At 28.8% G+C, this 22,818-nt stretch carries 27 protein-coding genes; 6 read left to right on the forward strand and 21 right to left on the reverse strand.

The genetic code is table 11. The annotated features are described in order from the left end of the window. Positions 1–19: 19 nt before the first annotated feature. Positions 20–496, reverse strand: a complete 477-nt coding sequence (locus tag A500_RS09430) for a DUF5946 family protein (RefSeq protein WP_016207352.1) — start codon at positions 494–496, stop codon at positions 20–22. A gap of 114 nt (positions 497–610) precedes the next feature. Continuing rightward, entirely contained in the window at positions 611–1,546 is a 936-nt protein-coding gene (locus A500_RS09435; protein WP_016207353.1) for a helix-turn-helix transcriptional regulator, read from the reverse strand. A gap of 103 nt (positions 1,547–1,649) precedes the next feature. On the opposite strand from A500_RS09435, the gene A500_RS09440 reads away from it, so the two are divergent. Next, positions 1,650–2,132: a GyrI-like domain-containing protein gene (locus tag A500_RS09440; protein ID WP_016207354.1), complete on the forward strand. Its 483-nt coding sequence runs from the start codon at positions 1,650–1,652 to the stop codon at positions 2,130–2,132. A 292-nt stretch (positions 2,133–2,424) separates the two neighbouring features. Here the strand turns inward: A500_RS09440 and A500_RS09445 are convergent, their stop codons facing one another. From A500_RS09445 to A500_RS09460, 5 genes are all read right to left on the reverse strand, one after another. After that, positions 2,425–4,122 carry a recombinase family protein gene (locus A500_RS09445; protein WP_016207355.1) on the reverse strand — a complete coding sequence of 566 codons (1,698 nt, stop codon included), beginning with the start codon at positions 4,120–4,122 and terminating at the stop codon, positions 2,425–2,427. Between the two features lie 69 nt (positions 4,123–4,191). Continuing rightward, complete coding sequence (locus tag A500_RS21705; protein WP_016207356.1) at positions 4,192–4,326, reverse strand: hypothetical protein; 135 nt, start codon at positions 4,324–4,326, stop codon at positions 4,192–4,194. A 65-nt stretch (positions 4,327–4,391) separates the two neighbouring features. Next, complete coding sequence (locus A500_RS09450; RefSeq protein ID WP_016207357.1) at positions 4,392–6,680, reverse strand: ATP-dependent DNA helicase; 2,289 nt, start codon at positions 6,678–6,680, stop codon at positions 4,392–4,394. A 533-nt stretch (positions 6,681–7,213) separates the two neighbouring features. Then, on the reverse strand, positions 7,214–7,624 hold the full coding sequence (locus A500_RS09455) for an RNA polymerase sigma factor (protein WP_016207358.1): 411 nt from the start codon (positions 7,622–7,624) through the stop codon (positions 7,214–7,216). Between the two features lie 220 nt (positions 7,625–7,844). Next, the gene (locus tag A500_RS09460; protein ID WP_016207359.1) at positions 7,845–8,399 is read right to left on the reverse strand and encodes a hypothetical protein; all 555 of its coding nucleotides are present in this window, start codon (positions 8,397–8,399) and stop codon (positions 7,845–7,847) included. A gap of 165 nt (positions 8,400–8,564) precedes the next feature. Between A500_RS09460 and A500_RS09465 the strand changes: the two genes are divergently transcribed. Both A500_RS09465 and A500_RS09470 read left to right on the forward strand, forming a co-directional pair. Further along, positions 8,565–9,011 (forward strand): helix-turn-helix domain-containing protein, encoded by a 447-nt coding sequence (locus tag A500_RS09465; protein ID WP_016207360.1) that lies wholly within the window; start codon positions 8,565–8,567, stop codon positions 9,009–9,011. A gap of 14 nt (positions 9,012–9,025) precedes the next feature. After that, positions 9,026–9,532, forward strand: coding sequence for an ImmA/IrrE family metallo-endopeptidase (locus A500_RS09470; RefSeq protein WP_016207361.1), 507 nt, complete (start codon positions 9,026–9,028; stop codon positions 9,530–9,532). Between the two features lie 81 nt (positions 9,533–9,613). Here A500_RS09470 and A500_RS09475 read toward each other — a convergent pair whose 3' ends face one another. The 4 genes from A500_RS09475 to A500_RS09490 form a co-directional block, all read right to left on the reverse strand. Next, a complete protein-coding gene (locus A500_RS09475; RefSeq protein ID WP_157453639.1) occupies positions 9,614–10,150 on the reverse strand; it encodes a hypothetical protein in 537 nt (178 codons plus the stop codon). 61 nt (positions 10,151–10,211) lie between these two features. Next, positions 10,212–10,673, reverse strand: coding sequence for a hypothetical protein (locus A500_RS09480; RefSeq protein WP_016207363.1), 462 nt, complete (start codon positions 10,671–10,673; stop codon positions 10,212–10,214). A gap of 393 nt (positions 10,674–11,066) precedes the next feature. After that, positions 11,067–13,457 carry a hypothetical protein gene (locus tag A500_RS09485; protein WP_242835100.1) on the reverse strand — a complete coding sequence of 797 codons (2,391 nt, stop codon included), beginning with the start codon at positions 13,455–13,457 and terminating at the stop codon, positions 11,067–11,069. 220 nt (positions 13,458–13,677) lie between these two features. Further along, complete coding sequence (locus tag A500_RS09490) at positions 13,678–14,277, reverse strand: helicase C-terminal domain-containing protein (protein WP_083935685.1); 600 nt, start codon at positions 14,275–14,277, stop codon at positions 13,678–13,680. A gap of 100 nt (positions 14,278–14,377) precedes the next feature. On the opposite strand from A500_RS09490, the gene A500_RS09495 reads away from it, so the two are divergent. Both A500_RS09495 and A500_RS09500 read left to right on the forward strand, forming a co-directional pair. Then, positions 14,378–14,911, forward strand: a complete 534-nt coding sequence (locus tag A500_RS09495; RefSeq protein WP_157453640.1) for a helix-turn-helix domain-containing protein — start codon at positions 14,378–14,380, stop codon at positions 14,909–14,911. Between the two features lie 16 nt (positions 14,912–14,927). Further along, positions 14,928–15,425: an IS630 family transposase gene (locus A500_RS09500; protein ID WP_278245118.1), complete on the forward strand. Its 498-nt coding sequence runs from the start codon at positions 14,928–14,930 to the stop codon at positions 15,423–15,425. On the opposite strand, the gene A500_RS09505 is transcribed toward A500_RS09500, so the two are convergent. The 10 genes from A500_RS09505 to A500_RS09535 all read right to left on the reverse strand — a co-directional run bounded on the left by A500_RS09505 (position 15,393) and on the right by A500_RS09535 (position 22,491). Further along, positions 15,393–15,728 (reverse strand): nuclear transport factor 2 family protein, encoded by a 336-nt coding sequence (locus A500_RS09505; protein ID WP_016207368.1) that lies wholly within the window; start codon positions 15,726–15,728, stop codon positions 15,393–15,395. The genes A500_RS09500 and A500_RS09505 overlap by 33 nt on opposite strands. A 181-nt stretch (positions 15,729–15,909) precedes the next feature. Then, positions 15,910–16,401 carry a GNAT family N-acetyltransferase gene (locus A500_RS09510; RefSeq protein WP_242835102.1) on the reverse strand — a complete coding sequence of 164 codons (492 nt, stop codon included), beginning with the start codon at positions 16,399–16,401 and terminating at the stop codon, positions 15,910–15,912. 243 nt (positions 16,402–16,644) lie between these two features. Beyond that, the gene (locus A500_RS21710) at positions 16,645–17,115 is read right to left on the reverse strand and encodes a M3 family metallopeptidase (RefSeq protein ID WP_278245116.1); all 471 of its coding nucleotides are present in this window, start codon (positions 17,113–17,115) and stop codon (positions 16,645–16,647) included. Next, positions 17,112–17,609: a M3 family metallopeptidase gene (locus A500_RS21715; RefSeq protein ID WP_278245117.1), complete on the reverse strand. Its 498-nt coding sequence runs from the start codon at positions 17,607–17,609 to the stop codon at positions 17,112–17,114. Before A500_RS21715 ends, A500_RS21710 begins: the two co-directional genes overlap by 4 nt. A gap of 13 nt (positions 17,610–17,622) precedes the next feature. Beyond that, complete coding sequence (locus A500_RS21240) at positions 17,623–17,922, reverse strand: hypothetical protein (RefSeq protein WP_242835103.1); 300 nt, start codon at positions 17,920–17,922, stop codon at positions 17,623–17,625. A gap of 15 nt (positions 17,923–17,937) precedes the next feature. Then, positions 17,938–18,306: a gluzincin family metallopeptidase gene (locus tag A500_RS21245; protein ID WP_242835104.1), complete on the reverse strand. Its 369-nt coding sequence runs from the start codon at positions 18,304–18,306 to the stop codon at positions 17,938–17,940. A gap of 642 nt (positions 18,307–18,948) precedes the next feature. Next, positions 18,949–19,404, reverse strand: a complete 456-nt coding sequence (locus A500_RS09520; protein WP_016207370.1) for a DMT family transporter — start codon at positions 19,402–19,404, stop codon at positions 18,949–18,951. A gap of 99 nt (positions 19,405–19,503) precedes the next feature. Then, on the reverse strand, positions 19,504–20,712 hold the full coding sequence (locus tag A500_RS09525) for an alpha/beta hydrolase family protein (protein ID WP_016207371.1): 1,209 nt from the start codon (positions 20,710–20,712) through the stop codon (positions 19,504–19,506). 542 nt (positions 20,713–21,254) lie between these two features. Further along, entirely contained in the window at positions 21,255–21,452 is a 198-nt protein-coding gene (locus A500_RS21250) for a TetR/AcrR family transcriptional regulator (RefSeq protein WP_016207372.1), read from the reverse strand. Between the two features lie 418 nt (positions 21,453–21,870). Next, entirely contained in the window at positions 21,871–22,491 is a 621-nt protein-coding gene (locus tag A500_RS09535; protein WP_016207373.1) for a cyclic nucleotide-binding domain-containing protein, read from the reverse strand. A 110-nt stretch (positions 22,492–22,601) separates the two neighbouring features. On the opposite strand from A500_RS09535, the gene A500_RS20945 reads away from it, so the two are divergent. After that, on the forward strand, positions 22,602–22,818 hold a 217-nt coding region (locus A500_RS20945), incomplete at its 3' end, for a DUF6198 family protein (protein WP_016207374.1).

Raw genomic sequence — 22,818 nt, forward strand, 5'->3', positions numbered from 1 at the left:
CTTTCATTTTATAAAACTGCTATTTCATAATTTCAAAATGGAAACCATTAAGAATAAGTGCATTTCTAATTTGATATTTCCATTTATTAATATTTGCAATTGCACTTTTTTCACCACCTAAATATATATCTTCAATTGTCATCGACCACAATCTTAATTCTCGCTTTCTTTCCAAATTCGGAATCTGATTTGCTATTTTGCCTGCTGATTTTACAATCAATCGATTTTTCTTGAGAATATATGCTGAATCCCAATCATTATCATAAGCGTCAATAAATAGATTAACCAAATGCTTATATCCTTCTGCTGTGTAGTTCGAAGGATGTTGAATCATATAGCATGAAACAAGCCAAAAGTGCAAGGCATATAACTTTGGATCGTTATGCTCCCATACAAGAGGAAAACCAAATAGATCATAGCATGAAAATCCATCCGTCTCTTTGGCACCACATTCTATACATCTTCCAGCTTTCATAACTGTGTTATTATCAACCATCTATCATCAAACTCCTTAAAAAATTAATTAGTTATCAGTTTACCCTATGACGTAACGTAAATGTCAAGTTTATTCTTAATCTGGGGAGTAAATTGTAACCTGTAAGTATATTTGCTAATTATCTTTATATATTTCCATAACTTCCATCAAGTATTTTTTAAAATTTTGTCTCACACTTAGCGGTTCAATTAACTCACATTTTCTGCCAAATTTAAGGAGTATGTTATATCCCTCTTCATTGTCTGCAATGGGATATTGGGCAATATACTTATTTCCCTCAATTCCAATAATATTTTCTTCCCCAAATCGCTCTATCACTTTATCTTTTAGAGACCTATCTATTTTTATAATAACCGGCACAACTTCTTTTGTCATCCAGCCCGAGTCATCCATTGGCAAGGATACAAACTCCCGTGGAGTAAAAGTTTCCTTATCTAACCGCATCTCACTCATTCTAGCCAGCTTAAATATCCTATAGTTATTTCTTTCAACACTAAAGGCTTGTAGATACCATCTGCTTTCTTTAAAAACCACTTTGTAAGGTTCTACTTTACGTGTAGTACTCTCGCCATTTTTATCTATATAATTGAATAACAAATATCGTTTTTCATTCATAGCTGTCTCTGTAATTTTAAGCAGACTTCTGAGCGAGCGATTTCCCTCATTAAGTTCCAGATCAATTGAAAATTTCTGATGATTTATATTTTGCTTTAATAAATCATTATCCTCTGTCATACTCTGTAATTTGGCCAAGGTATTGGTGATTTCTTTATTTTCTAGCAACTGATTATAACTTTGCAAACTACTAATTAAGCTTTGAACATCTTTTGGGGTGAATAATTTTTTGTCTACTTTATAAGACTTCATCAAACTTACCCCGCCCATAGCCCCCCTGGTTACCATGATGGGCATTCCTGCAACATTTAAAGCATCAATATCTCTGAATATGGTTCTTCGACTCACTTCCAGTTTTTCAGAAAGTTCACTGGTTGACACAGTTTCTCTTTCCAAAAGAAGCATTATTATCGCAATTAGCCGTTCTACTTTCATAAAAAAATTCACCTCTTATTTTAATTATGACATACTTGTGTCATAATTACTATGATAAAGTATACCTATATTAAAAATAAAAATTACCAGGGAGGAATTTTAGATGAGTAATTACAAAATTGAACAAAAGGATGCTTTTCGCTTAGTTGGTTTTAAAACAAAAATGGAAGGTTCACAAAAAATCCATTCGGAGCAATTTTCAAGTCAAAAAACTGAATTTTTCAAAGGTATGCTTCAAAATGGAAATATGTCTTTACTTAGACCTCTTGCTGAAAGTAAATACGGTTACGCTGCTGTAGCAACCGATGGAAACAGTACGTTTTACTATGCAGGTGTTAAAACCTCACAACCAGCAATCAGCGAAGCAGAAGAGGTTTTATTCCCAGAAGGGAAATATCTGGTTCTTGAGGGGGAAGGCGGACTGTCTAGATTAGCATTTGATAAGCTTGAAAATCGAGCTTTTAAAGAGATCCTTATTAGGAATTACGATTATGAATACAGTGGAAATCCTATTGCTGAAATTTTACTAAATGGAAACCCAGCAGACTGCAAAGTAGAAGTCTGGATACCTGTTAATCAAAAATAATATAGTTGTCACAAAGGAGACAGCTTAATTTAAGCTATTTCTTTTACTTTTCACACCCTTCTTTTATATCTTCCACAATAGAAGGGTGGCGTTTTCATCTATGAAACTAAACTATTACGCAAAGCCTATACCTTAACGCAAATATCCTCAGTTCTGCGTAATAGTTAGACCCCCTAAACAAATGTTCCCTCAAACCGCAGTTTGAGGGAACATAAAACACACTTCAATATTTACTTAAAAACCTGTAAGGCCGTTTATATCAGCCTATTTCTTCTCTATCAGCACCACTGTCTCAACATGTGTCGTGTTCTGTATAGGAACATACTTTTTCGTCTTTTGAATCACCATTAGATTTTACCACATCTTTACCTTTTAATGAATGGCTCATGCCAGAATTAAATATGAATGTTAGCATATATGGATCTTTATTTCCTTCTTCATCAGTTCCACCTAATATTATTTTATTAACTGCACTTTCAAAAACTACTCTATCAAATTCTCTTATAGGTTTATTGCTATCAAAAACCTTTCTAAAACTTTCGATTCGTTTTTTCACATCAATATTATCTTCATTGACAAGTTCTGCTTCATCTCTTTTAGCTTTAAGTTTTTCTAACTCAGTTGATAGTTCAGTATATTTAAGTTCATAAGTATCTTTGTCTATCATTTCCTCTATTCTCATATCAACTAATTTTTTAATCTTATTTTCTATAGATGAAACTTCTCTTTGGAGCTTCTTTAATTCTTTTATTGAATTAGTAGCATTAATTGTATTTTCTACTGTTTCCATAAATTCTTCTACTATTTCTTTATTTTTAAGACAAAACATATTAAATGCTTCAAGAAATGCATTTTCTATAATCTTTTCATCTATTCCTTTACTATCTGGACAGTATTTTTTACCTTTTTTAGTTGATACTACACAATGCCAAATAGTCTTTTCATGAGAAGTACTGCTATGCCATCTTCTTCTTGTAGCAGTTCCTCCGCAAAAGCCACATTCTATTTTACTGCTAAATGCAAACTGTCTGCTATATTTATCTTTTCTTCCCATGTTGCTGCTTCCTGAGTTTCTCTTATTTAATATCTTCTGAGCTTCATTAAACATTTCTTCTGAAATAATTGCTTCGTGATGTGAGTTAATATAATATTTTTCTTCTTCTCCCATATTATCAAGCCTTCTATGAGATATTGGATCAACTGTAAAAGTCTTACCTAGCAGTAAATCGCCTTTGTATTTTTCATTTTTAATAATTCCTCTTACAGAACCATCATTCCAGCTTGTACTTCCTTTTTTTGTTTTATATTTCAATTTGCTCAGCTCTTTTGCTATTACAAAACACCCTGCACCTTCCACATACCTTTGAAAAATGTATCTAACGGTCTTAGCTTCTTCTTCATTTATTGTAATTACTTTATTTATTGGATCATAATCATACCCTAAACAGCCATTAAACCCAACCATTTCTCCTCTTTTCATTTTCATCTTTAATCCCATTTTTACATTAGCCGAAATAGATTCACTTTCTTGTTGAGCTAATGAACTTAAAATAACAAGCAGCATTTCACCATTCATTGTCAGTGTATTTATATTTTCCTTTTCAAATAAGATTGCAACATTATGTTCTTTAAGAAGTCTTACATATTTTAATGTGTCCAATGTGTTTCTTGCAAATCTAGATATTGATTTAGTTATAATTAAATCAATCTTTCCATCTACTGCATCATTTATCATTCTTTGAAAATCTAATCTTTTATCTATTTGAGTCCCACTTATTGCTTCATCTGCATATATATCAACAAGTGCCCATTCTGGTTTATTTTCTACCATATTTCTATAATGTTCTACTTGTGAATTATAACTGCTTAATTGCTCTTCTGAATCAGTGCTTACTCTGCAATAAGCAGCTACTCTTAATCTCTCAATAACCTTTGCATTATTTCTATTAACTCTATTTGTACTGGCTTTTATTACTTGTACATCTGCCATATCAATCTCTCCTCAAACTGTATTCCTATTACTTATTAGTTATAATTTTATACTGTTTAAGGTATTTTTTCAAGGCATTATAATCTTATATTTTTTCATAAGTTCATTTTTTATAGCCATGAACTCTTTGTCCGATATCATATTGAGCTTCAATAATTGACTAAGCATTGCAATTTGAATACTATACTTCATATTATTATCCATATAAAAATCTCCCCCAAACACTCATTAAAAATAGAAAAAGCAGCTACCTTTGTAACTGCAATGTTTTATAAAAAATAATCTTCACTTTTTACTTTCCTAAAAAATCTTCTTACTTCATCTATGGAGTCTGTAACCTTGTAATCTTTAAGAGCTTCAAGCACCCTTCTTCGATATTTGCCATCTTTATTTATTCGTGCATCTAATATAGATATAACACCTGTATCAGTTTCACATCTTACTAATCTACCTATTCCCTGCTTTAGTTTTATAAGCATTTCTGGAAATATTACTTCATCTATAAATTCTTTTAAGTTCTCGTAAGCCTTTTTCTTTTCATCAATTATAGGTGTGGGAACTATAAATGGTAGATTTACAACTATAAGTGATGAAAGAATATCTCCAGGACAATCTACCCCTTCCCAAAAAGAACCTGTAGCAAACAGTACTCCATTTCTACTGTTTTTAAATCTTTCAATTATATTCTTTTCACTTTTATTCATCTTCATTGTTGGATATTTTATTATATTCTGAATATTTTCATAGATCTTTGACATTAACGAATATGAAGTAAAAAGTATTACAGCATGTCCAAAGCTAACTTCTATGATTTTTGATATTTCCTCTGACAAAGCTGTAATATACTCTTCACTCTGCTTATTGGGATAAGGTATTTTTTCGCTTATATATAGTAGTGTATTTTCTTTAAAATTAAATGGAGAAACTACACTTATTTCTTTAATATTATTTTTACTTAAAATATTGATTCCTGTATTACTCTTAAAATAGTCAAAGCCCTTATCATCAGACAAAGTAGCAGACGTTAGTATTTTGGGAGAACCACTTTCCCATAATACTTTATTTAGCAGCCTTTCTAAATCTTTTGGTACACAGGACAAACATATTGAATCTTTATTTATCGGATTTTCAAGCCAATAAATTATTCTATCAGTTTGAAAAAACCTTATATTTTCTTCTAGCTCATCTAAAATAAATTGTATATTTCTGTTTTTAATGATATCTCGATTACAATAAGTTTTAATATCTAAAATTTTTTGCTTCATATTATATAGCAGCTTTTTCTCATATCTGCTTAATTTTATTTGAATTTGAGAATTTTCTTCAATATCAGATAAATTGCCTTTTGATATTAAACTATTGAATAAAGAACTTTCTATTTTATTCAATTCCTGCAATTTAGATTTTGCTATTTTTAAATATGCTTTATTACCTTTAAGACTACTATTCATAATGTTAATAGCCATGGTAATGTCTTCACTGGATAACTTCTTTCCAAATATTTGTGCAGCAGCATCATTTAACTTATGAGCTTCATCAACAACTACTGCAAAGTGTTCTGGAATTAAGGTTCTTTTTCCTGATGCTCTTTTTACAGCATCAGCTAGATAATAATTATGGTTGCATACTTGAAAATCATGTTCTGAAGATTTCATGTACTCCAAATGCTTTAAATAATTACATCTATCAAAATAAGAACAAGATCTATCACAAGCTTTGGGAACATTAATCTTTTGCAATATATGATTTTTCAAGCCCTTATACTCATCTAAGTCTATTCCCTTATCAGGTATTTGAAGTTCATTTAATTTTTGTAACAATTCCTTATCAATAGCTTTATTACTGCTTTTTAAGTAATTCATAAACCTTTCATATCTTTTTATACAAAAATAATGCTCTTTCCCTTTTCTTAACACAGCTTTTATTGGCTTATTTATAATTTTATTTTCTTGCAAGATTCTTGATAATGTTGGTACATAATCATTTATAATTGCATTTTGCAGCTCTATACTCGATGTTGAAATAACACTGGCAGCTGTATCAGTTCCTTCATTAGTAAATATATATTTAGTTTTCCTTTGTCTTTCGTAAAGTGAGTGAACTACACAAGCTACTATATAAGCATAAGTTTTTCCTGTACCTACAGCAGCCTCACATATTGCAATTTTATTTTCTATTATTCCTCTATACATTGCTTTTGAAAGTTCAACTTGATTTTCTCTAATCTTAAAGCCATTTTCAGCCATAAGCTTAATAAAAATAAATTCAATCATATCCTCTGGATCATCTTTTAGTTTTACTTCATAATTAGAAGAATTCAAAAGTCTTTCTATTAGAATATCTTTAAGCTCTTCCGAATAGATTTTCTTACTTCTAAGTATAATTTCACTTTTATTCTTCTTTATATTTATAACATAATAAGTATTTATACATTTGTTTTCTTTAACCGCAAATATATAATTTTCAAAAGTAAATAGATATTTATATTCACCTTTGAACTTATTATCTTCAATATATTTCTTTAATTTCTCTTCATCTGCCAAGTCTATATCATGCACATGCATCTCTCCTTATCCAATCGGTGTATAGCTTGACAGCAGAAGGATACGGTGGCATAAATCCTAAATCCACCGCATAGTTTCCACTGTCAAGCTTATTACTAAACAGTTATTTTTCTGTATCATATTTGTTCTCAACCTCCCTGATACAACCTAAGGGGATATATCAAGTTGTTTTGGAAGAACATCATATAAGCTGACATGGCTATAAGTTCTCAAGCCAAATGAGCGTTATCCTGTCATTCATTGCAGGCTGCCCAATACCGATAAGCGTTCAAGGCAGAAGTATCATTATTTATCCCTTTGCCTTTCATCGCAAGTAATCCCTCCACGGATTATTTAAAGCCAGATTGATTCGCTCTCAATAAATGGTCATGGCGCTCTGCTTAAGTTGCTTGCTGTGTCCCCAGCGGCAAAGGTTGCTTTCTTGATATACCGTATATTAAGTTTTCAAGGAGCGTAAAAGCATCTATAAAAAATGCCTTCACTATATAGCCTTGAGAAATGCCTTTAGGGGACAAAATATATAAAATTTATTTATTTTTTTCTAAACTTGCTTTTAATTTTTTAATTGCTCTTTGATGCTTCTTTTTAGCAGCTTCATCTTTTATTTGTAGCTTTATCGCTATTTCATTTATAGAAAGACCAAACCTATATCTAAGTTCAATTACTTTTAGATCTTCTTCTTTAAAATTCTTTAATGCTCTCAGTAAGCTTGTCTCCGAAATTAAATCTATAAAATTCATAAGTTTTTCTGCTTCTTTTTCTACCTCAGAATCTTGTTCGTTTTCAGCTGACTCCAAGGGTACATCGCAGCTTTGAAGATATTCTAGTGAAATATTGTGTCTGTAATATTTCCTCTCATTGTTTTCCTCTTTTTTAATTTCTTCTTCAATAACCACCTTGAATTCTTCATAAGCTATTTCTTTTTCTTCCTTTGACATTTTTAATAACTCCTTTCAGAACGCAAAAAAGGAGCCGCACAAAAATGTGCGACTCCCTCTTGAGCGTTATTTATATTGATTTTTATTTTTTGGCATAAAAAAAGCCCTGAGGCGTAACTAAACGCTTCAAGGCTTTTAAAATATGCAATAATATTCCTATTGTATATATGTTATCAGTATCAAAGTATAATGTCAGTACCAACATAGTATCAGTTAAGTATCAATCTTGTATCAGCTCTAAACTCTTAAGCTCTTTAATAAAATTAGGAAATAAATATCCCCATAAAATTGTTCCTAATAAATTTATAGCATTCCGCTTTTCTCTATAATATGTAGCACGAGAGCAACATAAATACTCAAGTATTTCATTTTCACAATAAGGATAAGCTGAAATGTAAATTTTATATATTATTGAATAATACCTCTCTCCATTCTCTGGATATGATTTTAACATCATCAATGCTTTTTCAATTAAATTAATAATACTTTTACTATCTGCAATAGATTGAAGTCTACTTTCAAGCTTTGCTTCAGATATAAATTCTTCTGTATCTGTTAAGTTTTCAATAAGCTCGTCTAGTTTTTTTCCTGAAAAAGAAATAGAGTCAGCTTCTATCTCTTCAAAGGAGTTATTAATTCTCCATAATACTTTGTTATAAAGTTTTAAAAGTAGTTTTGTGTTGTGATAAATATTAGGGCTTACTTTTAAATTCCCTCTTGTTCTTATTAATCCCAAATTAAAATTATTGCTTTGAATTTCACCATAGCTATCCATTTCCACATCCCCTTTACACTTTAGCATTGACAGTAACTTAGTTCTAATCTACAATATATTTAAGAACTTTCGTTCTAATTTTAAGTATATATTGGCAAATTTATCTTGTCAATAACTTTTCAGAACAAATGTTCTTGTATTATAATAAAATTGGAGGTCATAGAAATGAATTTCGGTGACAAATTAAAGCAGCTTCGTAAAGATGCAGGATTATCTCAAGAAGATTTGGCAAGGCAATTAAATATAACTCAAAAATCAATATGTAATTACGAAAATAATACTAGATTTCCTAAAGGTCAAAAGATTATTACTGGACTTGCTGAGATATTTAATGTATCTGTAGATTATTTAATTTCTGATAATGATGATGTCTCGAGGAATGAAGATTTTATTTCAAATGCAAAAACTGAGTTTGGTTATAAAGGAAAAAAAGAAGCTGAAATAATTTTAGATAGAACTTCTGCCATTTTTGCTGGTGGAGAGTTATCTGAAGATGATAAAGATGCCTTTTTTAAATCTATTACAGAAATATACTTTGATGCTAAACATAAGGCAAGGAAAAAATATGGCAGGAAGACTACCGAGGATAAAGACAGCCATAAAACACCTTAAAGGAGCAATTGCTTATGACTAAATTTATCTTAAAAGAAGTAAACAGACTTGTTAAAAAATATAAGACACGTGATCCTTTTGAAATTGCTGAAATGATGAAAATAAATGTCTGCTATCATGAACTTGGCAATCTTAAAGGGTACTACTTTTATCAATCTAAGTTTCGATACATAGTCATAAATAAAAATATGAAAGAAGAACTTTTCCCAATAATCTGCGCTCATGAATTGGGTCACGATAGATTTCATCAAAGCTTTGCAAAGAATGATCCTATAAGAGAATTTTCATTATTTGATATGAAATCAAAACCTGAAAGAGAAGCTAACATTTTTGCTGCTGAACTATTAATTCCTGATAAAACAATTATGGCTTTATTTAAAGAAGACTGTACCTATGCCAATGTTGCTGCTGAATTAAAAATGCCAATTGAGCTTGTGGATTTTAAAGGACAGATACTTAAATCTAAAGGATTTGACATAGGCCAATTTTGTATTTCTGGTGGAGATTTTTTAAAAAGATAAATAAATCTCCGCCAAATTTCACCATTATGCTTCATCATAGTAAAGTTGTACCCCTTTTATCCGTTTCACCTTATTTATATATTAAATCTGTTTATTATCCTCAAACATATTAATTACTTTTGGTATTTCATATCCCCATATAATTGTGCTTAATAAATTTATAGCCTCTTTCTTCACTCTAAAATAAGTAGATCTGGAAATAGCTAAATGTTCAAGTATGTAATTTTCTTTATACTTCTCTTTTTCTAAATATGAATATCTTAATATGCTATAATACAACTCTCCAACTTCTGGATACCTCTTTAAAATATCAAATGACTTATCTAAAATTCTTATGATGCAATTACTATAAGTTAAATCCTGAAGATTTTCTTCTATTTTAGATTGTGTTATTTGCTCATCAAATATATCAATATATTCATTTATTGACTTAACTCCATATTCACTAACTTCTTCCTGTATACATAAAACTTCATTATCAATTCTCCAAATCACTTTAGGATATAACTTTAAAAGTAATTTTGTATTATGATATAACTTATTATTTTTATCATCAGATCTTGAAAATCTCTTAAGTTCTCCCATCTTTGCTCCCCTTGAAACTATACTATTATTCAAATCAGCAAGTGATCCATTTATAAATTATTCATCACTTGCTGAAAATTATATATAGATTATATTAACAACTACCAATGGCTACTATTATTAAAATTATTATTAAAATAACAGATAGTGCTGGCCACAACATATATAAAATCATAGGTAAAATCAAAAATGCATATATTGCAATAAGTGCAACTTCCAAGTAAGTATATTCTTCAGCAGGATCTATTATATTCCTTTCTCCAGCACTTGCATCAATTCCAAACATTTCTTTAACAAACCTTATAGCCTTACCAATTGTCATTGAACCTATTACATGAATACTTATTAGAGCTAAGACATAAGTAAAAATAACAAATACCACCATCAACACAATATAAAATAATGCTATAAGTTCTTTGCTTTTTATTAGTGCCACTATTACTCCACTTAAACTACAATATTCAGGCTTGTACAACTTAATGATTACTATGATTATTAAGCCAATTATAAAATTAATAACCATCATATTTCTTAACGATTTTTTTTCAACTTCCATATTTACCGCCACCTTTTAATAATTTTCTCGACTTAGATTACAAATCCTTATAAATTTATCACCTTCTTCATAAGTTAACTAAATAATTGTTTAATATTTTTCAGCTTCACAAAATCAAACTCAAGCATTTTAGTATAACTTTTATATTTTAAACGTAGTATCGCATGTTATGTTGATATTTTTTATATTTCTACAACATAACAAATGTTTTTCATATCATTATAATAACACCGCTTTTTTATTTTTTCAACTGTTATGTTGCAAAAATATCATATTATTTTATTCAACTTGCTTTTTTCATAAAGTTATACAAAAGCAAATGAGTATATCACAGTAAAAAAAGAGATGCCTAATTGCTATCTTATACTAGAAGCAATTATGCATCTCTTTTTTCTATATTCCTATTTTAGAATCTAATTCCACAAGAACTTCATTTTCTTTTATAGCCTCATGCAACTCTACATATATCATATTTTTTTCTCTTTTTTCTTTATCAAACAAAAAAATTTCATCAAATATTTCAATAACAGCAGATTTTCTACGTAGACCACTTCCTGGTCCAGAATCACCTAATGCTTCCTTCCATTTTTCTTCCATATCATCATTAACTCTTTTTTCTATAAATTCATCTATTCTTATAGCCAATGAATTTTGAGCCGATTGAATAATATCCATAAAAGCCTTTTTATCACTTTCTTTACAATTATTATAGTTTAGTGGTTTCATTAAATAGTCCAATGCAATATTCTTAGTTATGATTTTTAATTCATTTTCAGGATATATTCCTCCCCATCCTCTATAACTTGAAAGATTATATACCATTCTAGAAGTAAATGCTCTTACTGTATTCCAATGAGCATTCCAGATTTTATTCCTTATATCAATTTTATATTTCAGTATTTCAGCATCACAATAACGCGATAGCACTGAGCTTGAATACATAGGAGAATAATTAATCTTTCCATTTTTTGACTTTTCTGATTCCGTACTATTTATCCATTCTATTAATTCTCCAAAACTCTTTATAGTATACTTTAATTGAGTTTTTAATCCTTTAATTGAATCATCTTTAAGATTTAATTTTTCTATTATCAATCTTGTTTCTTCAGTTAATATTCCATCTTCATCTTCTATAACTTCATCTAAATAATCAAAATAATATCTTTTATCTCTTTGCATTACATTTTCTTTATATGCATAAACATCAATACTGTTTTCATAAGCTTTCTCTTCAAAGTATTTAAACAAATTATTAATCAATAAATCTATCCTTTGTTGTTTTGCCTCATCAGATGCCTCAGATTTTTTATCCATCTTCTCCAATCTATTAAAACACATTTTAACTTTGTTAATACAACCATTCCTCAACAATTCTTCCAATATCAATTTGTCATTATTAGTCATGGCTCTTGTTGAATCTGCTATCCATAGAATTCTATCAACTTTCTGCATATATCTTATTGTCTTTGAGGTAAATATTAATTTATCTACATCATGTCCAAACCCTTCCGAATCTATAATGACAGCATTTTCAATTTCATTTTCAGTTACCCATAATGGTTTAAAATTACCTTCCACTCGACTCGAAGCAACTAAAGGATATAAATTAGGCATATCTTCATCAGCACAAGAGATATTTCTATATATTTTCCAGAATATTTCTCTATGTTTTTCGCTTGGAGTTTTATTTTCACCATCACCTAATATTTCAAAATAAAAATATTTAGGCCATTCTTTTTCATTAAAATGTATATTATCTATATTTTCATACTTATCTCTATCGCTAACAATTTCTTTATTGAAAATGATACCTTTCCCTTCTGTCTCATTAATAGAGGAAATCATTTTCTTAATCACTTTATTCATTTCTTCTATAATAATCTGCATTAAAATTTTTATGCACTCTTCTGATATCTTATCACGCTCTTCCTCTATATATTCAGAAAAACTATTTTTAATCTCCTTACTCGCTTCTCTATAACTTAAATCAATCATTTTTTCTTTTGTAAATGTATTCCAAAGCTCAATAGCATTATCATTTAAAATAGTATGAACTTTAAGCATATTTTCGTCATCTTTATCTATATTTCTTAATAAAAAATTTAACCTGAGCTTCATATCATCTGAAATCATTATATTAGTAGAAATTGTGCTACTCAATTCTTCGTTTTCATCACTACTCAATATGATTTTTATGCATTTTATAACATTATCTTTAATATATTCCGAAAGTTCATCTTTATCTAAAAAGCTTACAACCATTTTTAATCTATCAGTATTTCCTTTTATAACAGCTTCAAAATCACTTACTGTTGTATTTGAAGTTGTTGATGCTGGGGTGTTATACCTTACCGATCCTAATAATTGTTGAATTGTTTTTGTTTTACCCGCACCAGAATCACCTAATAATTGTATTGACTTACCTCTATATATCCCATTACCATCAATAATACTTATTCTGTTATCAATATATTTTATTCTTTCTTCTTCATTTTTCAATTTCAAAAATTCAGCACCAGAAAATACCATTTTAAGAACCATTTCATTCTTAAAATTTCTTTTTGCTTCTAAATACCCAGTATAATCACAATAATATTTTTCATTATTTATTAAATCTTTTAATTCATCTATAATTATTTGAGCTTTTTCGTTATCTATTCCAACTTCTTTTCCTAAACTTTTTGTAGTTTTCCTACCTGTAACTGGATTATAAAAATTAACACTTATTATTCCTTTTTTTTCATTTATACTTTGATATATTTTTATTTCTTTTTCCCCCATCATCTCAACCTCCATTACTTAAAATATAAACTTTATATCACATTTTCATTTTGACTTTAGTCAATTTTACTACTACTATTATATAAAGTCAATAATTCTAGTTGTTATGCTGATTATTCGAGTGTTTTTTCTTCATAACTTTCATTAATCATTATTTGCTATTAAAAAAAGCATCACTGCTAAGAAAATCAGCATTGATGCTTTACTAAAAATATTTGTTTTTTTATTTGTAAAACGGACTCAAATTCATAAACAACTGCTTCAGCTCTTCTTCCTTAATATTATTCTCAAACAAATACTCCAAAAGTTCCTCTTGCCTAGCTTGACCCAAGCTTAATCTATAAAGAGATAATATTTTTATAAGTCTTTCATACTTTGCACCATCTTTACTTAATGGGTATACTGGTACAATTCTCTCTATTTTTACTTCCTGATTATCAGGCAAACACCAAAACGGCACTAACTCACACATATCATTATTTTTTTCAAGTTTATTTGCTGCCTCAAGCATTTCTGTCCAAATATCTGCGTCAAAGTTAATATCACCATATTTATTAGCTATATTTTGTCTTATTGCAAGACATTTATATCTATTAATTCTTCCTTCTCTCTGCTCTAAATCAATAGGATTTGATGGTAAATTCCAGTGCACTATTTTTCTACAATAATAGTGAAAATCTAAACCTTCCTGCCCTATTGAAGTTGTTGCCAAAACAAATGGTCTAAATGGAGAATTAAAACTAAGTCTTATATTATCCTTACGTTGAACACTTTTCCCCTCATTTTTAGTGTCGTAAAATCCAACTGCATAATTTGGCCTCATTTTTATATATATAAGTTGCAAAAATAAAATTACAATACAGTAAATTCCATAAATATAAATCACCCAGATGTAAGAAACTATATATTAAAATATGTAGAAAGTGGTGATTTATATGTTTAATGAAGATGATACAAATAGTGAAATCCAAGCTGTAAAAAAAGCTATGAGAAAAAATAAAAATTTAAGAATGCATAAAAGATATATGGTGATACTTCGCCATCTAAAAGGATATAAAAACAACGAAATAGCTGAAATGGAATTTTTGTGTGGACATACTGTTGGTAAATATATTAGTAATTATGAAAAATACGGTCTTGATGGGTTAACTTTAGGTCATAGTACTGGTGCTCCAAGATTATTAAACAGCGAACAAGAGAAAGCTATTGTTGAGACTATTACAAATAACACTCCTGATCAAGTTGGATTTGCAGATAGAAAAAACTGGACCATCGAATTAATTAGACAATGGGTTATAAGGACTTTTGATGTTATACTGAGCCACAGGGGTATGGCTGAAGTATTGTATAGATTAAATTTAAGTTACACACGACCTACGTATGTATTAAAAAATGCAGACCTAATAAAACAAGAAAAATTTAAGGAAGATTTTAATGTTCTAAAAAAAATGCCTTGAATGCTTAGTTGACCATATTTTATTTGAGGATGAATCTATGATTCGTGATTATCAAGCAATACAGAAGAATTGGTTCATAAAAGGACAGCAAAGAAAAATACCTACATATGGAAAACATGCTGGAGTAAAGTTAATGGGAATATTAAATTATGAATCAGGTCATATTTACTGTGAAGAACATGATAAATATGATGCTAAAGTATTCTTAGAGTTTCTAAAGAATACTTTAGCACAATATGAAACAGGTAATATAGTAATGATTCTTGATAATGCAAAAATACACCATGCTAAATTAATACAGCCATTTCTAGAGGAAAATAAAAATAGACTAACACTTATGTTTTTGCCACCATATAGTCCAAATCTTAATTTAATAGAGGGGTTATGGGGGTGGCTTAAATCCAATGTAGTTAATAATGTATTCTGTAAACAAAACTATCTACTGTTTTTTTACTTCATCGTAATTATTTTTTATTATTTTTTATTCAAAAACAAACCAAACTCTTTTAATTAAACTATTTTCAACTTCATATATTGCAACAGCTTTTTTTATCTTGTTTTCTTCTAATCCGGTAACATATTCATGATCAATTACTTTATTTCCTATAACAATTCGATTTTGTATATCTGCATGTACATTTAATACTTCAAATCTCTCTCTATAACTGTCTTTTAATTGTTCTTTACCTCTTATCATAACTGAATTATCTATCAAGTTATAAACTTCAACTTCATCATAATAAGTAGATATAAAACCTTCTAAATCATGATTATTATAAAACTCTAATTGTTTTTGAACTATTTTTTCTGAATTCATTCTATTGTCCTCGCTTTCCTATATTTTAATATCCCAGCTATTCTCTTAAATAAAGATAGTAAATTCTTCTCATTTTTTTACAACTACATCTTTTCCATCTACAATTAAAACAAATATATATCGTTCCTGCTGTGATAATTGCTCCCACTATTTTATTATTATATTTTTTTAATACTTATCTTTACAGTAATTTCTTATATCTAATTTGATCTACATTCTCAATAAAAACTCTATCGACCATTTCAAACCCAACACTTTCATAAAAATTTCTTAGCTTTGGTCTTAAAGTTGCACAATTAAGTCTTAATGTACTTACCCCATTTTTTTTACATAATAGTTCAGCAGATTCAATTAATTTCTTCCCATATCCCATTTTATTGTTCTCTCTACATAAAGCTAACTTATGTAAAATACCCGAATCATTTTTCTTAAGCTTTGACCAAAAAATAGGATCATACCATTGTAAAATATAAACTCCTACCAGCTTACCATCTTCATAACATAATTTCATTTCACTTATCTTATATTTTTTTAGCAATTCTTCAACTGTTAAATCCTGTACTTTCCACATAGATTCTCCTATAGACTCTAACCATCTTGCTGATTCTATTAAAACTTTAGAAAATAATTCAATATTATCTTCTGTTACATTAACAATATCCACCTTAATCATCTCCCATTAGTATATCTAAAATTCCATAAACTTTCTCTTTAATTAATCACTCAATTTTCGCAGCCCAAAATCAATAGCTTTGCCTTGATATAACAAGGCAAAGCTTCAATAAAACTATTAATTATTGAAGCGATAAATTCCTTTAAAAGCATAATTTTTTCATTTAAAATATTTTTAATGTATTAATAATAATCTGCATCTCTTCGCAAAAAATAATTGTAATTATTAATCAATATATTTTAATTATTCTTCAATTTCCTCAGTAATCTTAACTATCTCATCAATTATGCTGCCAATATACTCAATCGTATCAAGAAGCGGCTTATCAGTAGTTATATCTACTCCTGACATTTTAGCAAGTTCTACTGGTGTTTTAGTTGCACCTGCTGTAAGTACTGCTCTCCACTCTTCTATAGCTTTATTACCTTCTTCTAATATTCTCTTGCTTACTTCCGTAGCTATAGTAAGTCCTGCACTATAGGTATAAGAATAAAGTCCCATATAATAATGAGGCTGTCTCATCCAAGTTAATTCTGCTCCGTCAATTATCTCTACATCTTCTCCCCAGAATTTTTCAAGTATTTCTTTCTTTATTTTGCTAAGGGTTGAAGCCTGAACACTTCCACCTTTAGCAATTATCTTGTAAACTTCTCTTTGATAAGCTGCTTCTAAAAGATGCGTTACAAAATTATGATAATAAGTATGCCCAATCATTGAAGATAAAACCCATCTTCTAAATCTTTTGTCCTCATTCTCTTTAAAAGATAATTTGCCATAAGAAGTTCATTCATAGTAGATGGTGCTTCTACAAAATATCCTGAAACATCTGTATCAAATACATTTTGATTTTCGTTACATAATTTAAAATGTCCTGCATGCCCAAGCTCATGTGCTAAAGTGAATACCTCTGCCATCTTTTCACTCCATGATAACAATATAAAGGAATGACTTCCATAAGGACTTGCGCAAAAGCCTCCTGTGGATTTACCCTTATTTTGTGCAAAGTCAATCCATCTTTCATCATACGCTGCTTTTACCATTTCTAAGTAATCATCACCTAATATGGCCAAAGCATCCTCAATATACTTTTTAGGCTCTTCTATATTAACATTAGGATCATATTCTGGGTCAACTGCTATCTTTAAGTCTGCAAAAGTCATTTTATCAAGTTTATGTATTTTCTTTAAAAGTTTTGCGTACTTTCGCATATGAGGTGATAGCTTATCTATTATAAGATCTATCTATCTGTCTGTTATATAAATCTCTGTCAACCTTTTGAGGAAACAATAAACTATCTATAACTGAATCGAAGCCTCTTAAAGTAGCCATAGTTTTTTCTTTCTGCACTTGAAGCTGATAAGCAACTGCTGTAGTGTATTGATATTCTCTTAATTTATCACTAAATGCTTTAAATGCAGCTCTTCTAATTTTTGCATCATTTTCATATTCATATTCATTTTCAAAAAGTGCATAACCAAGAGGATATTCATTATCCCCTACAAAAAAACTCTTAAAATTCATATCTGCATGTTTAGCCTACTCATAAACTTTATAAGGTCCTTCCAAAGTTCCAGATAAAGCAGCTAACACTCGTTCTACTTCTGGATGAAGTGCATATTCCTTTTCTCTTTTTTTATCCTTTAAATAATTACTGTTTTCTTTAGATGCACTTATTGCAGCATCTAAAGCCTCATCATTTACTTGAATAATTTCACTTTCTATAAAACTTAATCTGCTTTCAATGTCAGCTATTATATTTATCATTTTAGAATATTTATCCTGCTTTTTATTATTTGTATAATCCACTGAAACCGAAAGCTCTACATAAGAACTTGTAAGATCCTTAAGTTGATATAATTTTCTTAGTTCATCTAAGCATTCGTTAATCTTATTTGCTGTAGTCAATTTACCTTTATAATCTTTTTCTATTTTTAAAGCAAGTTCTTTCAGTTCATTTACAGCACACTCAAATTTTTCCTCTGTAGCATAAATAGCAGTTAAATCCCAAGTAATGGCCTGCTCTACCTCTTTTCTTTCCTTTAGAATTTTTTTTATTAATAAAGCCCCCTTTTGTGTATGTTTCTTATTCCCTGCATTTTGTATCTTTTGAGTTATTCAGTCTACATTATTTATGTATTGGTATTACAAGCATATGAAAATTTATGTTATCAGAGATATTTATACTTATTTTATAATTTGGCTTAGAACATTTCAAACAATCCAAAATTTACTAACATTTATTATATTATCATGTTTTATGTTTGACAATATGCCATATATATTTAAAGTGTTATTTATGCAAATTTTTTCGTTTATTTGTAAATTAAAGTGCATGAAAATAAAGAAGGAACTCTAAAATTACTTACGAAAAGAAATTAAAAATTTGAATAGATATAAATTTAAGGTTGGAGTTTTTAACAATTCCAACCTTTCCAAATAACATATAATTATCTTACTTTTTTCATTTATATTTCATATTAGTTTTAATTATTTTTTTCATTTAATTAATATTATTAACTTGTATAGAATTATAAAATATTAATGTTCCTAATTACCTTGAATTATGAAAACTCCCAAAATTAATAAAAAAACTCCTATAGCTCTTAGTGGACTTAATAAATGAATTTGATTTCCTAATAATCCAAAATGATCAAATAGTACTGAAAGGATTATCTGACCGCATATTACAAGACTAAACATATTAGCAAATCCAATTTTAGGAGATGAAAATATGGTTGAAAATATATAAAAGGCTCCAAATAATCCTCCAGTTAACATCCACCAACTAGTATTTTTAATGTTTGCTATAGTTGGTAAAGTACTAGATCCATTTAATAAAGTAATAAAAAATACCAAAGCAAGCCCTAAAGTTCCAACAGCAAAGCTGGCAAGAGATGAAAGTATAGGATTTCCTATTTTAGAACGAAAAGCTCCATTTATACCAACTTGCAGAGTCAAAGCAAAGCCTGATATTAATGAGAGTAAATAATACAGGAATGTCATAGTATAACCTCCATTAAATTTAAGATTATAAAGCTTTCTATGAAATTAAATTAAACATAGAAAGCTTTATTAAAAAACCAATTACAATTAATTTGAGTTTTAGTCTAAATAATTTTCAAATATATCATCTAACCAATCAAACATGACTTGATGAAATAGTGCATGATTACCTTCCTGACAATGCTCTTCTGCGCCTTCATCTATAGTAAAGATACGAACTGTCTTTGGTGCTTTTATTGAATCTAAAAGGGCATTTAATTGATCATTAGAAACAAAGTGATCTGTTTCTCCCATAGTAAGCAAGATAGGGCATTTAATCTTTTCAGCAACTCCTTTTAAAGAAGCTTTCTTCATTTCATCAAAAACTTCATATCTGTGTTTTAAGCCAAATACCCATTTACCATTGTTTAGCATCCAACGAAGATTTGAATTATTTTCTTCAGCTTTTGCAAGCATTGCTTCTTTTTGTTCTGCTGGTAAGCTTAATACTTTTTCAAGTTGAGGATTTTGATTTATAGTAGAGTCATAAGTGTCATAGAATACGTTGAAAGCAATACATGCTTTTATACGTTCATCAAAAGCTGCTGCTCTTGGTGCAAAGTAACCACCTAAGCTCATGCCAAGCAAGGATATTTTATTAATATCGATATCATTTCTTGTTTCAAGGTAATCTATTGCAGCACCTACTGGAACTTCGGCATCATGACGCATATAAAGGTTATTCTTTCTTAAAGCTTCTCCTTGTCCTGGACATTCGAAGATCAAACAGTTATAACCACGTTTTATTGCTGGAGCAGCCCCACAGAAATAAAGTTCTTGAAGAGTGGAGTCATATCCACCGATAAATAATAAAGTTGGTATTGTTGAGGCGTTAGCTTTATCATAGTTTGATGCTCCATAGAAATAGCCTTTTAAATATGTACCTTCATATGGTATTTCAACTATTTCAAAATGTGAATCTATAAGCTTCATTGCTTTTTCGAAAGTTTCAACACTTTTTCCAAAGTTTTTACTGCGTCTTGGATCAGTTCCTTGTAAAAAGAATTCTGCGGTCCTATAATAATTATGTGCTCTAAGGAAAGCCTCTCTAGCACTTATTTTATGTCTCTTGTTTAAGCAGTCAATACCTGTTTGTTCAACTCTTTCAGCTGTATTTTTCCATTCTTCATACCAGCTGTCAAAGTCTCCTTCTTTAATTTTAGAAGCTGTTGCTAAGGCTTCGCCTATTTCTGCTCCTTGATATCCTGCATAAGTTGCAGCTCTTAATAATTCAAATGAAAATGCTTGGTCTTGAAAATGTAGTTTCATAGTTAAATCCTCCTCTATATAATAATTTTTAGTTTTGTTGTTATTAAATATATTTTTTAATTGAACATTCAGTGAATTAAAAGTGTAAAATTCCACAAAGGAATTTTATTTTTTCCAAGTCATTTGAGTATAATTTATGATTTGTTCTAAATACACCTCTTTACTTACTGAATACAAATTTTTTTCTCCAAAAAGCGTATTTTGTAATATATATGTGTAAATAGCACTCCAAAACTGATTTGCCATCATGAAAAAGTCAAAGGCTTTTATTTCATTTTTTTCTGCTTTCTCTTTTAAAATTAGCTCTGTTTTATAAATTACTTTCTTTATATGGTTATTAAAAGTAATAATGTATTCGTCTGATAATATATTTTGTTCCCTTAATAATATAATTAGTATATTTTTATCATTGCCAATATACTTAAATATTATATTACCTAATTTTAGAAGAATTTCTTCAAGTGGTGTGTCGCAAGTAACTTCAGATGTATCTTCTTCAAATTTAATCCATTTGTCATCAATAAATTCTTTAATAATTATATCTAAAATTTGTTTTTTCCATCTGGAAAATAGTGATAAATGAGTCCATCTGCCATACCAATATTCTTTGTTATTTGTCTAGTTGTAGTTGCATGGTAACCATTAGATGCAAAAAGTTCTTTCGCTGATTCCAAAAGCTGATTACGTCTTTCTATTGCTTGAAGATCTCTATTTGTAAGTTTAATATCATTGCTTTTCATTTTATTCACCGCCTGTTCAATGAAATTATAAATCAAATTTTAATATTATGCAATAGGGTTTAAGATAATATTTTAGCTTTATCAAATAATTCCATATATTCTATTACAAAAATCGATGATATTATTGTTAGATATGGAATCATCGATAAAAATACAGGAGATATTCCACAGATAGCAGTATCTAAAAATTATATATGCAAAGGAATCTGAAGAAGCATATTGGCAAGCTTATTAAATAGTACAAAATCATGTAGTATTAGTGTTTTAAACGTAGATAGTCATTTTGATTCTATTAAAGATTTTTTTGTAAATTTAGGATTTAAACAACATATCAAGCAATATGAGATGTTGTTTAAAATATATGTCATATGAAAATTCTTGTATTTCAGAGGATTTATCGCCAATCCACACTAGATATTTATTTCTCTTCTCGTAATTGTTTCAATTTTTCCATATCTAAAATAATATATCCTTTTTCCTTATCTTTTGATAATATTCCATTCTCACAAAATTGCTTGATAACATACAGTATATGGCGGTAGCTAACATTCATATATTCCGAAACATCTGTATGATTGATATTATATATGCCTTTTTGCTGATATTGAAGAATAAAAGTAGCAAGTCTGGTTTCCAAAGAATAATTTAAGTTTTCACTCATTCGATAACTTCTAGTTAATAATTTATTAGAAATGTACGATGCAAAATAAAAAGAAACTTTTGCATTTTCTCTGCATAGCTTTTGTAATTTATCTATATCAAATTCAAAACATTCTACATCTTGAAGAACTTTATTTTCTTTTATATCCGATTCATTGCAAAACAAAGAAAGTTCCCCTAACCAGTCACTTCCTCCAACAAAATCTATAATTGAACGCCTTCCATTTTTATGATCTATATAAATTTTAACGGTACCTGATAAAATAAAATAGCAATTCGTTATTTTACTGTTTATTTTATAAATATTATAATTTTTTTTAAAAGTTCTTTTCTTTCCAATTTCAAGCATTACCGATTGTATTTCATTATTAAAAAACATTATATATTTCTCCTATCTATGATATTTCTCATATAAAATTTTCTTATTTCATTTTATCATATTAATAAAGGCACAATCAAAAAAATAATTAAATATGCGAGGTGAATAAAATGAATGCCCAATATATAAAAAAATCTTTATACTCAACATTATTATTTTTAATGCTTGGTTTAGGAATTTCCTTGCAAATCAAAGCTGGAATTGGTCAAAGTATGCTAAATGCCTTCTCTTTGTTACTGGCTGACCTTTTAAATTTAGAAATTGGAACTCTGCTAAACTTTTTAAACCTATTATTTTTTATAATCTATCTTATTATTAGGAAAACCC

The sequence above is a fragment of the Clostridium sartagoforme AAU1 genome (assembly GCF_000401215.1).
GTDB classification, from domain to species: domain Bacteria; phylum Bacillota; class Clostridia; order Clostridiales; family Clostridiaceae; genus Clostridium; species Clostridium sartagoforme.